This window comes from Ralstonia sp. VS2407, assembly GCF_052950655.1.
The window spans coordinates 65,454-82,965 of the sequence record NZ_JBRFVG010000003.1 but is presented as its reverse complement, the minus strand read 5'-3'; the positions used below and the strand labels follow the sequence as shown (position 1 = coordinate 82,965).

Here is a 17,512-nt window from a genome sequence, read left to right as displayed (position 1 = left end):
TCAATACACGCTGCCGCCCGCCTGCGGCTTGGCAGCGTCCTCCGCCCTGAATGCCTGGGCCAGCTGTTCGGCGCTACGCGCCAACAGCGTGACATCCGTCCCCACCGCCACGAAGGTCGCACCGAGCGACAGATAGTGCTTCGCCTGCGCCTGGTCGGCCGACAGAATGCCCGCCGCCTTTCCGGACGCAACGATGCGCCGAATCGCGCCGTCGATCACCTTGCGGACTTCCGGATGCCCCGGCGCGCCGAGGTGCCCCATGGATGCTGCGAGATCGCCAGGGCCAATGAATACGCCGTCGACGCCTTGCACGGCAAGAATCGCGTCGAGATGCTCCAGGCTCTCAGCAGTTTCGACCTGAATCAGCGTGCACATCTGCGCGTCGGCCTGGTGCAGGTAATCGTCCACCCGGTTCCAGCGTGAAGCACGGGCCAGCGCACTGCCAACGCCGCGAATTCCGTTCGGGGGATAGCGCATCGATTCGACGGCGGCACGCGCCTCGTCGGCGTTCTGGACCATCGGCACGAGCAGGGTCTGCGCGCCGATATCCAGCAGGCGCTTGATCTCGACCGGATCGTTCCACGCGGGTCGCACAATGGGATGCGATGCATACGGCGCAACCGCCTGCAATTGCGCGAGTGTCGATTGCAGTTGGTTCGGGGCATGCTCGTTGTCGATCAGCAGCCAGTCGAAGCCGGCACCGGCCACGATCTCTGCCGGGTACGGATGCGTCATTGCGAGCCACAGGCCAATCTGCGGCCGGCGTTCTGCCAACGCACGCTTGAAGTTGTTCACCGGAAGCTGCATTGCGAAGACATCCTTTGAGCGTTAGACGGTTGACGGTCAGACAAAATGGCAGGCGATGCTGCCAAGCGGACCGTAGTCGCAATGGAATGTATCACCGGGCCGGGCAGGCACTGGCCGTGTGAACGATCCGCCAAGGATCACCTGGCCCGGCTCCAGCGCCACGCCGTGCGGTGCCAGCTTGTTGGCCAGCCAGACGACACCGTTGGCCGGGTGGTTCAGTACGCCGGCCGCCACGCCCGTCTCTTCGATGACGGCATTGCGTGAAAAGATCGCACTGACCCAGCGCAGGTCCACATCGCGCATACGGATGGGTCGGCCGCCCATCACGACGCCGGCATTGGCGGCGTTGTCGGCGATCGTGTCGAACACCTTGCGCGGACGCCCGCTGTCCGGATCGATCGATTGGGAACGCGCGTCGATGATCTCCAGCGCCGGTATCACGTGGTCCACCGCGTCGTTCACATCGAACAGCGTCACCTCCGGCCCTTTTAGCCGCTTGCCGAGCACGAAGGCAAGCTCCACCTCCACGCGCGGCACGATGAAGCGGCTGGCGGGGATCTCACTGCCCTCGGCAAAGAACATGTCGTCAAGCAGCGCGCCGTAGTCCGGCTCGTCGATCTGTGAAGACTGCTGCATGGCGCGCGACGTCAATCCGATCTTGTGGCCCTTCAGGCGCCGCCCCTCTGCAAGCTTCATCGCGACCCATTCGCGCTGAATGGCGTAGGCATCGTCGATGGTGATGTCGGGGTGGTCAAGCGAAACCTGGCGGATCTGCCTGCGGTCGATCTCGGCCTGGTGCAAGCGGCGCGCGATGGCCTGGATGGTCGTGGTGTCGAGCATGCGTCAACCCTTGCGAAAACGCGCGTGGATGTTGTTGTGCTTGTAGCTGCCGCCCTCGTCGAACTCGGTCAGCTCCATCGACAGCGCCAGATAGCGGCGCGCGAAGGCTTCCGAAAAATGCGCCTTGATTGCCTCGAACAGCGCATCGCACGCGGCTTTCTTGACCTCGGGCGTACGGCCCGCTGCGATCTTGAGCGTGACGTGGACGAAGGCGTCGTCCTCCTTGCCGTCGGCCACGCGGTAGTCGGTCAGCTTGATGGCGCGCGAACGGATACCCCCGGTCGGAAACACGCCGTTCTGCGCCATCAGCGTCTCGTTTACCGTCTGCAGCAATTGCGGGATACGGGCGTCGTCGCCCAGGTTGTTGGTGTATTCGACGATCACATGCGGCATGGCGACCTCCTCACACTCCAGTTTGACCACGCGTGGGCAACGGAAAGATCGCGTTGATCTGCCCCGTGCCAGAACTGGCGAAATACTCGGTGACGACTTCGACGCCCCGGTCATAGGCATCCCAGCCAAGCAGGCCGAGCAGCATGGCCGTGTCGTGCATGCCGCCCTCGCCTTCGCACAGCGATGCGTATTCGGGCAGCATCGCGCAGAAGGTCTTCCAGTCGCCCTGCTTCCACAGCTCGACCACACGCAGATCAACCTGCTTGAAGAATTCGCGGCTGATCTGGTGGATGGATTCTTCGGGGCTGCCGTTGTCGTTGAAACGGTGCGAGAGCGATCCGCTGGCGAGGAACGCGACGGTGCTGTCGCTCGCCTCGATGGCTTCGAGCAGCGCGGCGCCGAAGTGGCGGCTTTCATCCAGTGTGTGCCACGCGCACCAGCCCGCGATCGACACAACCCTGAAGTGCTGGTCACTGTTCATGTACCGCATCGGCACGAGCGTGCCGTATTCGAGTTCGAGGCTGTTGATTTCGTGGGCACGCGTGAACACGCCGCGCGCCGTTGCCGTCTCTGCAATCAATTGGCCCAGCGCCGGGTTGCCCGGATACGCATACCGCATGTCCTTGATGAAATGCGGCAGCTCGTTGCTCGTGTAAACGCCTTCGAAGCGCGCGTTGCAGTTGACGTGATAGCCGGCGTTGACTAGCCAGTGCACGTCGGACACGACGATGGTGTCCACCCCCAAGTCGCGGCAGCGCTGCCCGATGATGCGGTGGCCCTCGATGGCCGCCGCGCGGCAGCCATGGTGCTTGCCCGGCAGTTCCGACAGGTACATCGACGGCACGTGGGTGATCTTCGCGGCCAAGGCCAACTTGCCCATGGTGTCTCCTTCCGCCCTTGTTGTGGTGTCTCCGGCGGTGCGTCAAACGCCCCAGCGCGGAATGTGGTGGCTACCCATCGAGATACAGACGTTCTTGATCTCGGCAAACACCTCCAGACTGTACTCGCCGCCCTCGCGCCCGGTGCCGGATGCTTTGACGCCGCCAAAAGGCTGACGCAGATCGCGCACGTTCTGGCTGTTGACGAATACCATGCCGGCCTCGATACCGCGCGCCACACGGTGCACCTTGCCGACATCCTGCGTCCAGATGTACGAAGCCAAGCCATATTCCACGTCATTGGCGAGCTTCAGGCCATCGGCTTCATCCTGGAAGGGGATCAGGCAGGCCACAGGGCCAAAGATTTCCTCCTGGGCGACTCGCATGCGGTTATCGACGTTAGCCAGCACCGTGGGCGCAACGAAGTTGCCGTTTTGCAGGTGGGCGGGCAGCCCGGCGGGCTTCTCCGCGCCGCCGGCCAGAATCTTCGCGCCTTCCTGTTCGCCCAGGCGGATGTAGCTCGTGACCTTCTCCCAATGCGCGCGCGTGATCATCGAGCCAACATGGGTCTTTTCATCCGCTGGGTCGCCCACCACAAGCCGCTTGGCACGCTGGGCAAACTTGTTCACGAAATCGTCGTAGATGCTCTCTTGCACGAAGATGCGCGAGCCGGCTGTGCAGCGCTCGCCGTTGATCGAGAAGATGGTGAACAGCGACGCATCCAGCGCGCGTTCCAGGTCCGCATCGTCGAAGATCAGCACGGGCGATTTGCCGCCCAGCTCCATCGAGAATTTCTTCAGGCCGGCCCGCTCCATGATGCGCTTGCCGGTGGTCGTGCCGCCGGTGAACGACACCACCCGCACATCCGGATGGCGCACCAGAGCGTCGCCTGCCGTGGCGCCATAGCCTTGCACCACGTTCAGCACGCCCGGCGGAATACCGGCTTCCAGCGCCAGGCGGCCGAGTTGATCCGCTGTCAGCGGCGACAGCTCCGACATCTTCAGCACCGCCGTATTGCCAAGCGCCAGGCACGGCGCGACCTTCCACGTGGCCGTCATGAACGGCACGTTCCACGGCGAGATCAACGCGCAAACGCCCACCGGCTGATACAGCGTGTAGTTCAGCATCTGGTCATCGACCGGATATGTGCGGCCGTTGACCTGCGTGCACACCTCGGCGAAGAAATGGAAGTTCTCGGAAGCGCGCGGAATGAGCTGCTTGCTCGTCTGCGCGATCGGCAGACCGGTGTCCATCGTTTCCAGCGCAGCCAGGTGCGGCACGTTCTGCTCGATCAGCTCGCCCAAGCGGCGCATCAGCTTGGCGCGCTGCTTGGCCGGCGTGTTGGCCCAGGCCGGGAATGCAGCCTTGGCCGCCGCTACCGCCGCGTTGATCTCCGCCTCACCGCCCGATGCGACCTCGGCTATGGCCTCGCCCGTCGCCGGATTGGTCGTGACGAAACGCTCGACGCTGTCGACGTGGCGACCGTCGATCCAATGCTTGACAGGTTCCATGTTGACGCGGCTCATGCGGGCTCCTTGTTCGGTTCTTCGGCAACGATGGTGCTCACCAGCCGGCCGATGCCTTCAATTTCGGTGATGACTTCGTCGCCGGGTTGCGTATCGGCCAAACCCTCGGGCGTGCCGGTCAGGATCATGTCGCCGGGGCTGAGCGTCATGAAGCTGGAGAACCACGCGATCAACGCGGGAACGTCGAAAATCATGTCGCGCGTGCTGCCTTCTTGCGTGACGCGGCCGTTGACGGTGGTACGCAACGCGAGGTTCATCGGATCGGGCACATCGTCGCGGTCGACGAGCCATGGCCCGATAGGCGTGCAGGTATCGCGGCTTTTCACACGCAGGTTCGGGCGGTAGTAGTTCTCGAGGTAATCGCGGATGGCGCAATCGTTGGCCACCGTATATCCAGCCACGTATTCATAGGCGTGCTCGCGCGGCACATTGCGCGCGGTCTTGCCGATCACCACGACCAGCTCGCATTCGTAATGCATGAACGCGACGCCAAGCGGGCGCACGGTGTGGGCGCGATGGCCAATCAGCGTATTTGGCCCTTTCAGGAACGCGAGCGGCTCCTCGGGCGCTTTGAAGGCCAGCTCCTTCGCGTGGTCGGCGTAGTTCAGGCCCAGCGCGAAGACCGTGCGTGGCTGGACCGGCGGTAACCAGACGACTTCGGTTTCGTGCAAGACGCGGCCGTCGGCCAGTCTGAGGCGGGTGTCGTCGCCGGGCATGGCCGTGGCGTGGCGGATCGCGCCGTCATAGGCAATACGCGCGTGTTTCATCGCGAAACCTCCGATTGGCAGATCAACGTGGTCGTCAGTGTGCCAATGCGGGCGATGTCGATATCGATGCGATCCCCTGCGCGCGCCAGCGGCGGATTCTCCGGCATGCCAACGAGCAGCACATCGCCCGCTTCAAGCGTCATGAATGCCGTCACGTCGGCAAGCAGTTGTGCGACAGGCCGCACCAGTGTCGATGTATTTGCGCGCTGTTTGATCTCACCGTTAATGCGCACGGTGATATCGAGCGCATCAGCGTCAGGCACATCATCGCGATCGACTATCCATGGTCCGATCGGACAAAAGCCATCGCGGCACTTGTGGCGGATCGCCGGGCGGTAGTAGCTCGCATGCGGCACGGTCAGGTCATTGACGATCGTGTAGCCGGCGATGAAATCCGCGGCGCGCAACGCCGGCACACGCGTGGCTGTACGACTGATCACCACGCCCAGGCAGGCACCGGCCCAAACGCCGTCGATGTCTGCCGGAAGCACGACATCGTGGCCATGACCAATGCGCGTGTTTGCCGGTTTGAGATAGAGGATTGGCGCCTTAGGCGGCGCTTGGTAAGGCGGCGCAGATAGCGCGTTGCCAAGCGCATCCAGTTCGTCGCGGTAGTTCAGTAACGCGCCGACGACGGTACCTTCGACCGGCGGCAGCCAACGAAACGAACTGGCACACTCCGCGGCGGATGCAAACACCGTCTCCACGACTTGACCTTCCGGCAATACCACTCTGCCTCGCAGCATGGCGTCTCCCGCCCCATATAATTAACATGTTAATCATCTGATCGGATTGCAGCCATGTCAAGTCGGGAAACTGCGGCGCAATGAAAAAGCCGGCCACGCGGACCGGCTTTTCAGTCGGCGGACGATGTGTCCGCCATGCAGAGCATCGGGCACGCCGATGTCTACGCAGGCAATCGATCAGACTCAGATCACCGCAATATGCGCGCGCTTGACCACGATCGGTTGCGGCAAGTCATCTAATCCATGAGATCGCTGCACGCAGTCTGCAATAAGCACACGGGCGGCATCCTGGATCCGCTCTTGGCCAGCCTCGAAGGCTGCCTGAAGCGACAACACCTGATCACCTTCCAGCCCTTCCCAAAGCGCCTCGCGCGTTGCCACGCAAGTCACCTTTTCACCGTCGACCAGTGCGTCGAACAGCAGGCCTTCGTTGTTGATGTCGTACGCCTCTTTCTTTTCGAACTTGATTTCCATCGTCAAAGCCCTCCGATTGCAATGGACAACAACGCACACGCTGTTGCGTGGAAACTTTGCGGGGGGGCCGGCAAGGTTTCGTCAGACATTGTGTCTGGCTGCACAGATCATTTTAACCACAGCTTGCGATGCACGTGCGAGCGTCATTTGCAGCATCGCTGCCGGTGAATGGTGGCTTGGGGCCGCCACCCCAGGCGGCATCAGGCTTCGCGCGCCCTTCGTCGCAGCTATGCTTTTTTGTCAGGGTTGAGCGCTTGCTCGTTTGAGCAAAGCGAAAGCCACATGCAAGGCGCGTGCCGGACGTGAAGCCAAACTGTGCCTGCTCATGCAACCACATGGTTTGCGACACGTTGATGTCAGCGCCGGATGCGCTGGAACCGTCGCAAAAAAGCGCGGCGGTTGAACGCAATACATCGGCGTTGTAATAGTTGCGCGCCGACTGAGGGAAAACCACCTCAGCCGGCGATCTGAACGACAGGGTTGGCCGCGTGGCAGCCATGTCGTCAGGGAATGGACGCGCGTTATCGATCAGTGGACCGTTTCGGAAACTGGCGCAGCGCCATGTTCCGACGTGTGCAGCAGCGAACGACGGCGCGCATAGCCGAAGTACACCAGCAAGCCGATCGCTACCCACACCACGAAGGCGATCCAGGTTACGGCCTGCAGATGGCTCATCAGGAACAGACACATGCCGATGGCCAGCAGCGGCACCACCGGCACGCCGGGGCAGCGGAAGCCGCGATGCAGGTCCGGGCGCGTACGACGCAGCACCAGCACGGCAATGGCAATCAGCGAGAACGCCGCCAGCGTGCCAATGTTGATTAGCTCCGCCAATACATTCAGCGGGACGAATGCAGCGATCACCGCGAAGACGATGCCGACCACCCAGGTATTCAGAAACGGCGTCGCATAGCGCGGATGAATGTGCGACAGACGCTTAGGCAGCAGCCCGTCGCGCGACATGGCGAAGATGATGCGTGTCTGGCCATACGCCATCACCAGGATCACGGTCGTCATGCCGATGATGGCACCGAGATCGACAAAACCCGCCACCCAGCTTTCACCGGCCATCTGCAATGCCAGCGACACGGGGTGATCCACGCCCGCAAACTTCGCGAACGGCACGATGCCCGTCATGATGGCGGCTACGAGCACGTAGAGAATCGTGCACACCGCCAGCGAACCGATGATGCCGATCGGCAAGTCGCGTTTGGGGTTGCGCACCTCTTCGGCGGCCGAGGTGACCGCATCGAAACCGATGAAAGCAAAGAACACGATGGCCGCCGCGCCGAACACGCCCTCCATACCGAACGGCATGAACGGTTGCCAGTTGGCGGGCTGCACGTGGCGTACGCCCACGACGATGAACAGCAGCACCACCGTCACCTTGATGGCGACCATGATGTTGTTGGCGCGCGCCGACTCGCGAATGCCGAACGACAGCAGCGTCGTGATCAGCAGCATGATCACCAGCGCCGGCAGGTTGAACAGCGTCTGCACTCCCGGAATTGCGCCCGGCGCAGCGGTGAGCGCCACGGGCAGGTGAAGGCCGAAGCCTGACAGCAGCGATTGGAAATAGCCGGACCACCCCACCGAAACAGCGGATGTGGCCAAACCATATTCAAGCATCAGATCCCAGCCGATGATCCAGGCGACCAGTTCGCCCATCGTGGCGTAGGCGTACGTATAGATGGAGCCCGACACGGGGATGGTCGAGGCGAATTCGGCGTAACACAGCGCGGCAAACCCGCAGGCGAGCGCGGCGAATATGAAGGACAACGTTAGCGCCGGCCCAGCTGTGAGCGCGCCGGTGCCGGTCAAAACGAAGATGCCGGTACCGATGATGGCGCCAACACCCAGAAAGGTCAGGTCGAGGGGTCCGAGGACTTTCTTCAGGCCCGTATTGCTGTGGCCCGTGCGGATCATGTGATCGACGTTTTTGGTACGAAACAAACTCATTGACTGCGTCTCCTGTCTGCGCGCTGCCGAATGTGACGGCATGCACTGTCGCGCACGTGTGATGCGCGGCGGCGGATTATGCAAAAAAGCGGGCATTCTACCCGCAGGCGACATTCCGCCCTTCTATCGCCGTAGTGCAGACAGGAAAATAGGACAATTCGTACCCAATTGCCGGGTCGATGGGCTCAATTTCACCCGGCGGCGGGGTCTTCCGCAAACAGCGGTTGCTGGCGCGCATGCGCATCCGATTCATACAGCCGCACACCCACGCCAAGCAATCGCACTGGGATGCCGCGGCGCTCAAACCCCTGCGCCAGCAGCTTGGAGAACACCGGCAAGGACACCTGCGGCGAGATGCACTCCACCGTCGTGCCACGAAAATCGGCAAAACGCAGCTTGACGTAGGTTTTGTGGATCATGTTGCCTGCGCGGGCGCGCTCGACGCGGGCGGCCAACTGCTCGACGAGGATGATCAACTCGCGCTGGCAGTCATCGAGCGTGCGCAGATCGGTGGCGTAGGTCTCTTCCACACTGACCGACTTGCGGATCTGCGAAGGTTGCACCTGCCGGTGGTCGATGCCGCGACAAAGGTCGTGAAGCCGAAAACCGAACACGCCGAAATGCTGCTGCAAGCGATCGGTGCCCCAGCCGCGTAAATCACCACAGGTTTCCGCACCCAGGCGGCGCAGCTTGGCAGCGGTCACCTTCCCCACGCCGAACAGGCGATCGACCGGCAGCTCCGCCACAAACGCGTCGATCTGCTCCGGCCGCACGACGAACAGGCCGTCAGGCTTGTTCCAGTCGCTGGCGATCTTGGCGATGAACTTGTTGGGCGCAACGCCGGCCGACACGGTAATGCCGATCTCTTCGCGCACCCGGCGGCGGATGTCTTCAGCGATGCGGGTGCCACTGCCCGCCAGCATCGGGCTGTCGGTCACGTCCAGGTATGCCTCGTCCAGCGAAAGCGGCTCCACCAGCGGCGTATAGCTGTGATAAATGGCGAATATCTGGCGCGCAACCTGGCGGTACTTTTCCATGGACGGCGGCACGATCAGCAAGTCCGGGCAACGCTTGACGGCCTGCGCCATGGGCATGGCCGAATGGATGCCGAACTTGCGCGCCTCGTAGTTGCAGGTTGCGACTACACCGCGCCGCTCCGGCCGCCCACCGACGGCCAGCGGCTTGCCCACCAGGCGCGGGTCGTCGCGCATTTCGATGGCAGCGTAAAAACAATCGCAGTCGCAGTGGATGATCTTTCGCACGGCACAAGGCCAGAACCGGCCGCTGGAAGCCGCGTCGGTGTCGGGCTTGCTCGTTCAGGAGGAACGCAAGCGTATCAGCTTCCGCCGGCTGCGCACGCAACGCCGCGCAACAATGCATTTCGCCGATATTGCAACGCAACATCGGCGAATGAGGAGACCGGAAGAATGCGGCTTAGCGGCCGATATCGTGCGCCACGGCACCGAGTTCGTCGTTCAGCGCGTGCTGCTCATCGCCGGACAAGCCACCGCGATGCTGACTGGCCATGTCGTTGGCTTCCTGGCGGATGCGGCGCAGGCGGTCGCGCAGGCCGTCAGCGCGGTACGGATCGATGTAGCCCTGCGATTGGCGAACGTCGATACGGTGGAATTCTTCCGCGAGGCGGCCCTGGATTTGGTCAAAGCGCGCGCGCGGGTCCACCGGCGCCGCAACGGGAACCGGCTCACGCACCACCACCGTGCGCGTGGGCTGCGGTGGCGCCACGACACAACCGGCCAGGGAGGCCGCCAGCACTGCGCACAGGGTCAGACGCGGAAGAATCGACATGATTTGGCTCGTATTGTGGTTGTAGAAACGCGCAGTCGCGCGAGAACTGGCGCTATCTTACGAACCGCTTCACGCAAAGCTGTGACGATTGGTAACAGCAGATTACTTCCGCGACAGCTCCGGTGGCTCGACTGGCGGCGGCGGTTCATCGGGAGATGGCAGATCGGGCGGGATTCCCGGCGGCGAAGGCTCGTCGGGCGGGGGAACGGTATGAGCGGGCAGCACGCAATTGACGGACATGGTTTCCCTCCGGGCAAAACGCATTGACAATCTAGTATGCGATTCCCATGCCAACAAGTCACTCCGCCCAACCCATGCACGACCTGCCCACCGCACGCTTTCAGGATCGCACGCTCATCCGCATCGGTGACACGCGCGCCGATGGCTCCATGCTGCTGCTCGCACCGGAAGCCGGCGGTCGGCTGGTGCGCTGGCGCCATCGCGGTGAAGACATCCTCTTCTGGCCCGAAACAGCCGACTGGTCGAATCCGGCCAAAGTGCGCGGCGGCAATCCGCTGCTATTTCCCTTCATCGGCCGGCATTTTGTAGATGGCGAAGTCGGCCGCTGGCGCGACGCGCGCGGACAACTTCACGCGCTACCGCAACACGGCTTTGCTCGCGACATGCCGTTCGAGGTGGAAGACGCAAGCGACGCACACATCGTCATGCTGCTGCGCGACAGCCCTCAAACGCGCCAGGGCTATCCGTTCGCCTTCGAATTTCGCGTGACGTACCGGCTGATTGACGAAGGGTTGGAGGCGACCTTCTCCGTGAAGCATCTGGACGAAGGCGACGCGCATGCGCCGATGCCCTTTTACGCGGGCCATCATTTCTACCTGGCGCTACCGCACGCGCTGCGTGGCGCAACCGAGCTGTCAATGCCGCCGGCGCGGCTGTCGCGCCAACTGCCCGATGGCAGTCTCCACAGACCCGAGCCAGGGCGCAGGACCTACCAGCTCGACGACCCGGCGCTCCAAGATCGCTATCACCTGCTCGATGACGCCGGCGCGGCCACGCTCGTCATCCCGCCGCATGCAGAAGCACCGCTCGGCCGGCGCATTCGTTTCGAGGTCGACGGCGCACCGGTGCCCTGGCACGCCATCACCACGTGGACGGAAAACGCCACGTCGGACTTCTACTGCGTCGAACCTTGGATGGGCCTGCCGAATGCGATCCACCACGGCGAAGGCCTGCACCTGCTCTCCCCCGGCGGGACCCGACAGGCAACCTGCCGCCTGCGGATCGCTCGGTAGCGGACGTGGTCAGGCCTTCTCGTAGGCCTGCACCGCATCCATCACGCGCGCCGAGTACACCAACGCGGCGCCGGCATTGAGCGAAATCGCCACGCTGAGCGCATCGGCAATCTCCTCATGCGTTGCACCATGCTTGACCGCCTCGGCGGTGTGCACGGTGATACAGCCATCGCAACGCGCGGTCACCGCCACGGCCAGCGCGATCAGTTCGCGGGTCTTCGCGTCCAGGCTGCCCGTCGTGGCCGCCGACAGCGTCTTGTAGCCCTTGACCGTATCCGGCGTGATCCGACCGATCTCGCCAATGCGACCCAGCAATTCCTTCCGATACTCGACCCAGTTCAGCATGATGTGCTCCGGTGATGTGGCGCTGGCCCGATGCCGCGCCGTTGGGAAGAGTATTGCCTTGACGTGCGATCCGTTGAATACTTGATAAACGCAATTTCTATCGAAATCGTCTCAATGGATGCGCTCAGCCAATTCATTCAACTCACCCGGCCGCAGGCCAGCCTCGATTTGCGCTGCCTGTTCCAAGGGCCCTTCTCGATCCCGCATGATCCGGAGCCGAATGGGCAAGTGCTGTTCCACCTGGTGCTGTCGGGCAGTTGCCTGGTCGACGCTGGCGGCGGCACGCTCACGCTGCGCGAAGGCGATTTCATCCTGTTCCCGCGTGGCGCGGCACACACCATTCACGACCTCAGCGCTGCCGACGCACCCACCCGGAAACCCCGCAACTCGCATGACGGCATGCTGCCGCTTCGCCAAACCGGCCGGGGTGCCGCCGACGTCGACCTGCTTTGCGGCCGCTTCGTTCACGAGCACGGCTCGACCACGTTGCTAGTGCGTACGCTACCTGATCCGCTGCACGTGTCATTGAGTGATAGCGCGTCGTATCCGGCACTGCAGGCGCTCATCGCACTGATGCGCGACGAAGCCGAAACCCGCGCGCCCGGCGCGCTGGCGATCGTTACCTCGTTGAGCCAAGCGTTGCTGACAATGGCACTGCGCGTGTATGGCCAGCAGGAAAACGCGAGCCCCGGCACGCTGACGCTGCTGTCAGACACGCGCCTCGGACCATCCGTACAAGCCATGCTCAGCGCGCCAGAGCGTGCGTGGACCATCGACACCCTCGCCGATCTGGCAGCCATGTCGCGCGCCACCTACGCGCGGCACTTCAAGGCGCGCGCCGACATGACGGTGTGGGACTTTCTCACGCGCGTGCGCATGACGCTCGCGTGCGACGCGTTGGTCCATACGCGGCTCAGTGCAGGAGAAATCGGGGCGCGCGTCGGCTATCAATCCGAGGCGGCATTCGGCAAGGCGTTCAAGCAGCAACTGGGAATGACGCCAGCGCGGTATCGGCGCGCACCGGATTGATCATCCGCCAACGTCCCCGCCATCGCTAGCGCTTGGGCTTGCGATGCGTGCGCGTTTTCGTGGTGCTTTGCGACAGGCTAGGCTCGCGTGCGGGCCGCGTTCCCGTGGCCACCCATTCGCCGTAGAAATCGATCTTGCCGTCGATCATCGCAAGCGAGTGCGTCCACTCCGCGATCATTCGCGTCACCTGCGCGCGATGTGCCACCAGCAACGCATGTCGAGCTTTCAAGGTGCTACGGCCCTCGCACACCAGCGCCGTGTATTCGCGCATCTGTGCGACGGACATCCCTGTGTTGCGCAGGCGCTCCATCAACTCGAGCCAGTTGACATGCTGCTCGGTATAAATACGTCGGCCCGTTGCATCGCGCGCAACGCCAGGAATCAACCCCTGCGCCTCGTACCAGCGAATCGTATAAATGCTGCGGCCCGTGCGCTCAGCCAAGGCACCGATCAGCAACCGAGCCGAATCGCGCTCAGCCATGGGACGCGGTGGAGACAGCTGCCGGATGGCCAAGCGCCCGGTTGACGAGATCGGTGTCAAAGTATTCGATCAGTTCGCGCATCTTGCCCTCCTGCATGTGGATGACGAAGCAGTACTGATTGTTATAGGCAAAGCCATCGCGCGTCGTGTTGCGACCTTGCGCCTCTACGACCACGGTATCGCCATCGGCAATAAAGCGATTGGCAACCGTCGTGATGCGACCGAGCTTCGCGCGCAGCGGCGCGAACAGCTCATCCAGCACCGTCTGCTTACCGGCATAGCGACGAGACCACTGCGTCGTACCGGTGCAAACCCAGCAGAAATCATCCGTCATGAGATCAACGAATGGCTTGGCGTTGCTCACAGCCAGTTCGGCAAAAGCGGCCTGCAAGATCTGCTTGTTCTCGAGCGCGTTCATGGGAGCCTCCTAGTGTGAATGCTCCGATTACAGGTGCTAGAGCGCACTCTAGCGCAAGGACTTTCTTTGCCGCAGCCATACGGAACACGACCACACGGCAAGTGCTCGAACTGTGAGCGAACTACTAGTCATCGGCGCCACGCCTCTGTTATACTTTCAGGCTTCGGGGCGTAGCGCAGCCTGGTAGCGTACCTGCATGGGGTGCAGGTGGTCGGAGGTTCAAATCCTCTCGCCCCGACCAAAACAAAAGCCCGCGTAACGGATCTCGTTACGCGGGCTTTTTCGTTTCTATCTGCGCGCTTCTTGTCTGCAATATCGGCTTATGGCTGGTCGGTACGCAGCACTTCCAACACGGCCGACAGCTCACGCCGCAAGCTCTGAACATCAACCGAACCACTCGCAGCGGCGGGGATCGGCGCCGCGGCTTCCATTTCCTGCTCATCGGCCTCGACCGGCGACGCGGCAGCCACGCCATGCCGCAACTCGTCCAGCCTGTTCCGCGCGCCATTGATCGTGAAACCCTGCTCGTACAGCAGCTCGCGAATACGCCGGATCAGCAGCACTTCATGATGCTGGTAGTAACGCCGATTGCCGCGTCGCTTGACGGGCTTGAGCTGTGTGAACTCCTGCTCCCAATAGCGCAGCACGTGCGGCTTGACGGCGCACAGGTCGCTCACTTCCCCAATGGTGAAGTAGCGTTTGGCAGGAATCGGCGGCAGGTTGACCCGCTCCGTGTGTTTATCGGCGGCCATACAGGGCTGAACTACAGGGCTGGCGAGAGAAACGGATTGAACAGACGGCTAAACGAGATCACGCAGCAAAATTACGCGATGTCGACAGGCAGCGGCTCGACGCGCTCTTCAACGAGCGCCTTGAGCTTCTGACTGGCGTGGAACGTCACGACGCGACGCGCGGTGATGGGGATGATCTCCCCCGTCTTTGGATTTCGGCCCGGACGCTGCGGCTTGTCGCGCAACTGGAAGTTACCGAAGCCGGACAGCTTGACACTGTCGCCCTGTTCGAGCGCCTCGCGAATCACGTCGAAAAACGCCTCGACCATGTCCTTCGACTCACGCTTGTTCAAGCCAACCTGCTCGAACAGCATCTCGGCAAGCTCGGCTTTGGTAAGCGTCGGCACGTCCTGACCGCGCGCATCACGTGCGTCGGCCAATGCTGCCGAAGAAGAACCGAGCGAGTCGCCCAAGGATGCCGCCAACGCTGGCGCGTGTTGATCGTTCATAGGATTCGCTTAGCGTATTCGATCCGAATGCGGAGGTTCGTTCGAGCGGTCTCTAGCGCAGTGCGGACGTCTGAGACGTCAGGCGCGCAGGCGCGCGCCGAATGCATCGCCGGCCGCTCGAATCAATTGCTGTGTGGCGGCCTCGACAATGTCGTCCTGAAGGGTGCTGTCAGTATCTTGCAACGTAATTCTGAAGGCAAGGCTTTTCTCCTGCGCCCCAATGGCAGCGGTGGCGGACTTCGGACGGAACTCATCGAACAGCACAACGCCCTGCAGATAACGCTGCCATGGGGCGCCGACAGCCGCCTTCTCGAACGTGTCGACCAGGTCCTGCACCGCCACATCCTGGCGCACGACCAGCGCGATGTCGCGCGTCACGGCCGGCACGCGCGGCACTTCACGATACTTCGGCAGGCCTACTGCGGTAATGGCATCGAGCTCGACTTCCCACACCACCGGCGCGGTCGCCAAATCGTACTTCTGCAGCCAACGCGGATGCAGCTCACCAATCCAGCCGACGGCACGGCCATTCAGCACTATGCGCGCCGAGCGGCCTGGATGCAGCGCAGGATGTTCGGCCCGCTCAAAGCGCGCCTGCAGCGGCCACAGCAGAGACTCGACATCGCCCTTCACATCGAAGAAATCAACCGGACGTGCCTGCACGCCCCACTGCTCTTCCTTGGACGGACCATACGCAATGCCGCCCGCCATCATCGGTTGTGCGTAGCCTGCGATCGACAGGCCACCGTCGGCGACACTCGCATCGCGGTGGAACACGCGCCCCACCTCGAACATGCGCACGCGCGAAGCCTTGCGGTTCACGTTGTAACGGACCTTGTCGAGCAAGCCGCCGATGAGCGTGCTGCGCATCACCGAGTACTGGCTGGCAATCGGGTTCAGCAGCGGAATCGGGTTGGTGTTGCCGGCAAAGTCGGCCTCCCACTCGCTTTCGACAAAGGCGAAGTTGACGACCTCGTGGTAATCGCGCGCGGCCACAGCATGACGCACGTCGTGCATGGTGCGGCGCGCCTCGTCGGTCGGGCGCATCGCGCTCTCGGCCACTGGCGGCTTGGCGGGAATCTGCTCGAAGCCGTAGATGCGGGCGACCTCTTCGATCAGGTCTTCCTCGATCTCCAGGTCGAAGCGATACGACGGCGGCTCGACGATGAACACATCGCCGTCCACGCTGAACGTGAGGCCTAGGCGCTTGAACACGTCTGCCACAACATCGTGCGACAGCGGAATACCGAGCACACGTGCAGCACGTGCGACGCGCATGCGCACCGGCTCGCGCTTGGGCAGATTGACGATCTGATCGTCGATCGGGCCAGCCTGGCCGCCGCAGATTTCGAGGATCAGCGCACTGATGCGTTCGATGTGTTCAACGGTGGTCGCGTAATCAACGCCTCGCTCGAAGCGATGGCCTGCATCCGTCGAGAAGTTGTAGCGCCGCGCGCGGCCTTGGACGGCTTCCGGCCACCAGAATGCGGCTTCGACGTAGATGTTCTGTGTGTCGAGCGTGACAGCCGTCTTGTCGCCGCCCATGATGCCGGCAAGGCTTTCGATGGCCTGCTCGTCCGAGATCACGCCGACCTTTTCGTCGACGGTGATGGTGTCGCCGTTGAGCAGTTTCAGTTGTTCGCCAGCCTTGCCCCAGCGCACCGTCAGGCCGCCGTGGATCTTGTCCAGGTCGAAGACGTGCGACGGACGGCCTAGCTCCAGCATCACGTAGTTCGAAATATCAACCAACGCCGACACGCTGCGCATGCCCGCGCGCTCGATGCGCGAAACCATCCAGGCCGGCGTCTTCGCGTGCGCGTTCACGCCGCGGATGATGCGACCCGAAAAGCGACCGCACAGGTCCGGTGCTTCCACCTTGACCGGCAGCTTGTCAGCGAGCGTCACCGCCACGGGCGCCATCGACGGCACAGTGATGGGGGCGCCGGTCAGCGCGGACACTTCGCGCGCCACCCCATGGATCGACAGGCAATCCGCTTTGTTGGGTGTGAGTTTGATGATGAAGATCTGGTCATCCAGATCCAGCACCTTGCGAATGTCTTCGCCGACCGGCGTGTCTTCCGGCAGGATCAGCAGACCGCCGTGATCTTCCGACAGCTTCAGCTCGCGCGCCGAACACAGCATGCCGTAGCTCTCCACGCCGCGCAGCTTGCCGATCTTGATCTTGAACGGCTTGCCATCTTCGCCAGGCGGCAGCTCGGCACCGACCATCGCGCACGGCACCTTGATGCCCACCGACACGTTCGGCGCGCCGCAGACGATCTGCAGCAGCTCGCCCGTGCCCGCATCGACCTTGCAGACATTGAGGCGATCGGCATCCGGGTGCTTGTTGACCTCGACCACATGGCCGACGACGATCTGCGAGAACGGCGGCGCAACGGGGTCGACCTCTTCCACCTCGAGACCCGCCATCGTCAGGCGATGGGAGAGCTCATCCGTGGTGATCGACGGATTGACGAAACTGCGAAGCCAGGATTCCGGAAATTGCATGGCGCGACAGAAAAGAAATTCGATTAACGGGGCGACGAGGTA

Annotated in this window: 20 protein-coding genes and 1 tRNA gene; 3 read left to right on the top strand and 18 right to left on the bottom strand. The window is 62.7% G+C overall.

What is annotated here, in order from left to right; all coding sequences use genetic code 11:
- From hpaI to ACU8YE_RS06030, 12 genes are all read right to left on the bottom strand, one after another.
- Positions 1 to 807 (bottom strand): 4-hydroxy-2-oxoheptanedioate aldolase, encoded by an 807-nt coding sequence (gene hpaI / locus ACU8YE_RS06085; protein WP_446928331.1) that lies wholly within the window; start codon positions 805 to 807, stop codon positions 1 to 3.
- A gap of 36 nt (positions 808 to 843) precedes the next feature.
- On the bottom strand, positions 844 to 1,647 hold the full coding sequence (hpaH, locus tag ACU8YE_RS06080) for a 2-oxo-hept-4-ene-1,7-dioate hydratase (protein ID WP_446928330.1): 804 nt from the start codon (positions 1,645 to 1,647) through the stop codon (positions 844 to 846).
- A 3-nt stretch (positions 1,648 to 1,650) separates the two neighbouring features.
- Positions 1,651 to 2,040 (bottom strand): 5-carboxymethyl-2-hydroxymuconate Delta-isomerase, encoded by a 390-nt coding sequence (locus ACU8YE_RS06075; RefSeq protein ID WP_316871178.1) that lies wholly within the window; start codon positions 2,038 to 2,040, stop codon positions 1,651 to 1,653.
- A gap of 10 nt (positions 2,041 to 2,050) precedes the next feature.
- Positions 2,051 to 2,920 (bottom strand): 3,4-dihydroxyphenylacetate 2,3-dioxygenase, encoded by an 870-nt coding sequence (gene hpaD / locus ACU8YE_RS06070; protein WP_446928329.1) that lies wholly within the window; start codon positions 2,918 to 2,920, stop codon positions 2,051 to 2,053.
- 42 nt (positions 2,921 to 2,962) lie between these two features.
- On the bottom strand, positions 2,963 to 4,444 hold the full coding sequence (gene hpaE, locus ACU8YE_RS06065) for a 5-carboxymethyl-2-hydroxymuconate semialdehyde dehydrogenase (RefSeq protein WP_446928328.1): 1,482 nt from the start codon (positions 4,442 to 4,444) through the stop codon (positions 2,963 to 2,965).
- On the bottom strand, positions 4,441 to 5,211 hold the full coding sequence (locus tag ACU8YE_RS06060; protein ID WP_446928327.1) for a fumarylacetoacetate hydrolase family protein: 771 nt from the start codon (positions 5,209 to 5,211) through the stop codon (positions 4,441 to 4,443). Before ACU8YE_RS06060 ends, hpaE begins: the two co-directional genes overlap by 4 nt.
- Positions 5,208 to 5,957 (bottom strand): fumarylacetoacetate hydrolase family protein, encoded by a 750-nt coding sequence (locus tag ACU8YE_RS06055; protein ID WP_446928326.1) that lies wholly within the window; start codon positions 5,955 to 5,957, stop codon positions 5,208 to 5,210. The genes ACU8YE_RS06060 and ACU8YE_RS06055 overlap by 4 nt, the downstream gene beginning before the upstream one ends.
- A 183-nt stretch (positions 5,958 to 6,140) precedes the next feature.
- Positions 6,141 to 6,431, bottom strand: coding sequence for a DUF1488 family protein (locus ACU8YE_RS06050; RefSeq protein WP_024975517.1), 291 nt, complete (start codon positions 6,429 to 6,431; stop codon positions 6,141 to 6,143).
- 112 nt (positions 6,432 to 6,543) lie between these two features.
- Entirely contained in the window at positions 6,544 to 6,930 is a 387-nt protein-coding gene (locus ACU8YE_RS06045; RefSeq protein WP_446928325.1) for a hypothetical protein, read from the bottom strand.
- Positions 6,931 to 6,959: 29 nt separating this feature from the next.
- Entirely contained in the window at positions 6,960 to 8,390 is a 1,431-nt protein-coding gene (locus tag ACU8YE_RS06040) for an amino acid permease (RefSeq protein ID WP_446928324.1), read from the bottom strand.
- 191 nt (positions 8,391 to 8,581) lie between these two features.
- Positions 8,582 to 9,652: a DNA polymerase IV gene (gene dinB, locus ACU8YE_RS06035; RefSeq protein ID WP_260802363.1), complete on the bottom strand. Its 1,071-nt coding sequence runs from the start codon at positions 9,650 to 9,652 to the stop codon at positions 8,582 to 8,584.
- A 172-nt stretch (positions 9,653 to 9,824) separates the two neighbouring features.
- Positions 9,825 to 10,196: a hypothetical protein gene (locus ACU8YE_RS06030; protein ID WP_232042959.1), complete on the bottom strand. Its 372-nt coding sequence runs from the start codon at positions 10,194 to 10,196 to the stop codon at positions 9,825 to 9,827.
- 314 nt (positions 10,197 to 10,510) lie between these two features.
- Here ACU8YE_RS06030 and ACU8YE_RS06025 point away from each other — a divergent pair, with 314 nt between their 5' ends.
- Positions 10,511 to 11,449, top strand: a complete 939-nt coding sequence (locus tag ACU8YE_RS06025; RefSeq protein WP_260802719.1) for an aldose epimerase family protein — start codon at positions 10,511 to 10,513, stop codon at positions 11,447 to 11,449.
- Positions 11,450 to 11,458: 9 nt separating this feature from the next.
- On the opposite strand, the gene ACU8YE_RS06020 is transcribed toward ACU8YE_RS06025, so the two are convergent.
- On the bottom strand, positions 11,459 to 11,794 hold the full coding sequence (locus tag ACU8YE_RS06020; RefSeq protein WP_232042960.1) for a carboxymuconolactone decarboxylase family protein: 336 nt from the start codon (positions 11,792 to 11,794) through the stop codon (positions 11,459 to 11,461).
- A gap of 114 nt (positions 11,795 to 11,908) precedes the next feature.
- Here ACU8YE_RS06020 and ACU8YE_RS06015 point away from each other — a divergent pair, with 114 nt between their 5' ends.
- Entirely contained in the window at positions 11,909 to 12,823 is a 915-nt protein-coding gene (locus ACU8YE_RS06015; RefSeq protein WP_440838159.1) for a cupin domain-containing protein, read from the top strand.
- 25 nt (positions 12,824 to 12,848) lie between these two features.
- Here the strand turns inward: ACU8YE_RS06015 and ACU8YE_RS06010 are convergent, their stop codons facing one another.
- Positions 12,849 to 13,304 carry a MerR family transcriptional regulator gene (locus tag ACU8YE_RS06010; RefSeq protein WP_446928323.1) on the bottom strand — a complete coding sequence of 152 codons (456 nt, stop codon included), beginning with the start codon at positions 13,302 to 13,304 and terminating at the stop codon, positions 12,849 to 12,851.
- Positions 13,297 to 13,722 carry a nuclear transport factor 2 family protein gene (locus tag ACU8YE_RS06005; protein ID WP_446928322.1) on the bottom strand — a complete coding sequence of 142 codons (426 nt, stop codon included), beginning with the start codon at positions 13,720 to 13,722 and terminating at the stop codon, positions 13,297 to 13,299. Before ACU8YE_RS06005 ends, ACU8YE_RS06010 begins: the two co-directional genes overlap by 8 nt.
- A gap of 164 nt (positions 13,723 to 13,886) precedes the next feature.
- On the opposite strand from ACU8YE_RS06005, the gene ACU8YE_RS06000 reads away from it, so the two are divergent.
- A tRNA-Pro gene (locus ACU8YE_RS06000) sits at positions 13,887 to 13,963 on the top strand.
- A gap of 79 nt (positions 13,964 to 14,042) precedes the next feature.
- Here ACU8YE_RS06000 and ACU8YE_RS05995 read toward each other — a convergent pair.
- From ACU8YE_RS05995 to pheT, 3 genes are all read right to left on the bottom strand, one after another.
- Positions 14,043 to 14,474 carry a MerR family transcriptional regulator gene (locus ACU8YE_RS05995; protein ID WP_446928321.1) on the bottom strand — a complete coding sequence of 144 codons (432 nt, stop codon included), beginning with the start codon at positions 14,472 to 14,474 and terminating at the stop codon, positions 14,043 to 14,045.
- A 71-nt stretch (positions 14,475 to 14,545) separates the two neighbouring features.
- Positions 14,546 to 14,962 carry an integration host factor subunit alpha gene (locus tag ACU8YE_RS05990; RefSeq protein ID WP_232042965.1) on the bottom strand — a complete coding sequence of 139 codons (417 nt, stop codon included), beginning with the start codon at positions 14,960 to 14,962 and terminating at the stop codon, positions 14,546 to 14,548.
- 78 nt (positions 14,963 to 15,040) lie between these two features.
- The gene (gene pheT, locus ACU8YE_RS05985) at positions 15,041 to 17,470 is read right to left on the bottom strand and encodes a phenylalanine--tRNA ligase subunit beta (protein ID WP_446928320.1); all 2,430 of its coding nucleotides are present in this window, start codon (positions 17,468 to 17,470) and stop codon (positions 15,041 to 15,043) included.
- Positions 17,471 to 17,512 lie beyond the last annotated feature (42 nt).

Coding starts and splice junctions, on each gene's coding strand:
- ACU8YE_RS06010 (WP_446928323.1), bottom strand. CDS start 13,304: ATGGCTGAGCGCGATTCGGCTCGGTTGCTGATCGGTGCCTTGGCTGAG.
- ACU8YE_RS06050 (WP_024975517.1), bottom strand. CDS start 6,431: ATGGAAATCAAGTTCGAAAAGAAAGAGGCGTACGACATCAACAACGAA.
- hpaE (WP_446928328.1), bottom strand. CDS start 4,444: ATGAGCCGCGTCAACATGGAACCTGTCAAGCATTGGATCGACGGTCGC.
- ACU8YE_RS05990 (WP_232042965.1), bottom strand. CDS start 14,962: ATGAACGATCAACACGCGCCAGCGTTGGCGGCATCCTTGGGCGACTCG.
- ACU8YE_RS06015 (WP_440838159.1), top strand. CDS start 11,909: ATGGATGCGCTCAGCCAATTCATTCAACTCACCCGGCCGCAGGCCAGC.
- ACU8YE_RS06045 (WP_446928325.1), bottom strand. CDS start 6,930: ATGGCTGCCACGCGGCCAACCCTGTCGTTCAGATCGCCGGCTGAGGTG.
- ACU8YE_RS06020 (WP_232042960.1), bottom strand. CDS start 11,794: ATGCTGAACTGGGTCGAGTATCGGAAGGAATTGCTGGGTCGCATTGGC.
- ACU8YE_RS06030 (WP_232042959.1), bottom strand. CDS start 10,196: ATGTCGATTCTTCCGCGTCTGACCCTGTGCGCAGTGCTGGCGGCCTCC.
- hpaI (WP_446928331.1), bottom strand. CDS start 807: ATGCAGCTTCCGGTGAACAACTTCAAGCGTGCGTTGGCAGAACGCCGG.
- ACU8YE_RS06055 (WP_446928326.1), bottom strand. CDS start 5,957: ATGCTGCGAGGCAGAGTGGTATTGCCGGAAGGTCAAGTCGTGGAGACG.
- ACU8YE_RS06075 (WP_316871178.1), bottom strand. CDS start 2,040: ATGCCGCATGTGATCGTCGAATACACCAACAACCTGGGCGACGACGCC.
- ACU8YE_RS05995 (WP_446928321.1), bottom strand. CDS start 14,474: ATGGCCGCCGATAAACACACGGAGCGGGTCAACCTGCCGCCGATTCCT.
- ACU8YE_RS06025 (WP_260802719.1), top strand. CDS start 10,511: ATGCACGACCTGCCCACCGCACGCTTTCAGGATCGCACGCTCATCCGC.
- hpaD (WP_446928329.1), bottom strand. CDS start 2,920: ATGGGCAAGTTGGCCTTGGCCGCGAAGATCACCCACGTGCCGTCGATG.
- ACU8YE_RS06060 (WP_446928327.1), bottom strand. CDS start 5,211: ATGAAACACGCGCGTATTGCCTATGACGGCGCGATCCGCCACGCCACG.
- ACU8YE_RS06005 (WP_446928322.1), bottom strand. CDS start 13,722: ATGAACGCGCTCGAGAACAAGCAGATCTTGCAGGCCGCTTTTGCCGAA.
- hpaH (WP_446928330.1), bottom strand. CDS start 1,647: ATGCTCGACACCACGACCATCCAGGCCATCGCGCGCCGCTTGCACCAG.
- ACU8YE_RS06040 (WP_446928324.1), bottom strand. CDS start 8,390: ATGAGTTTGTTTCGTACCAAAAACGTCGATCACATGATCCGCACGGGC.
- pheT (WP_446928320.1), bottom strand. CDS start 17,470: ATGCAATTTCCGGAATCCTGGCTTCGCAGTTTCGTCAATCCGTCGATC.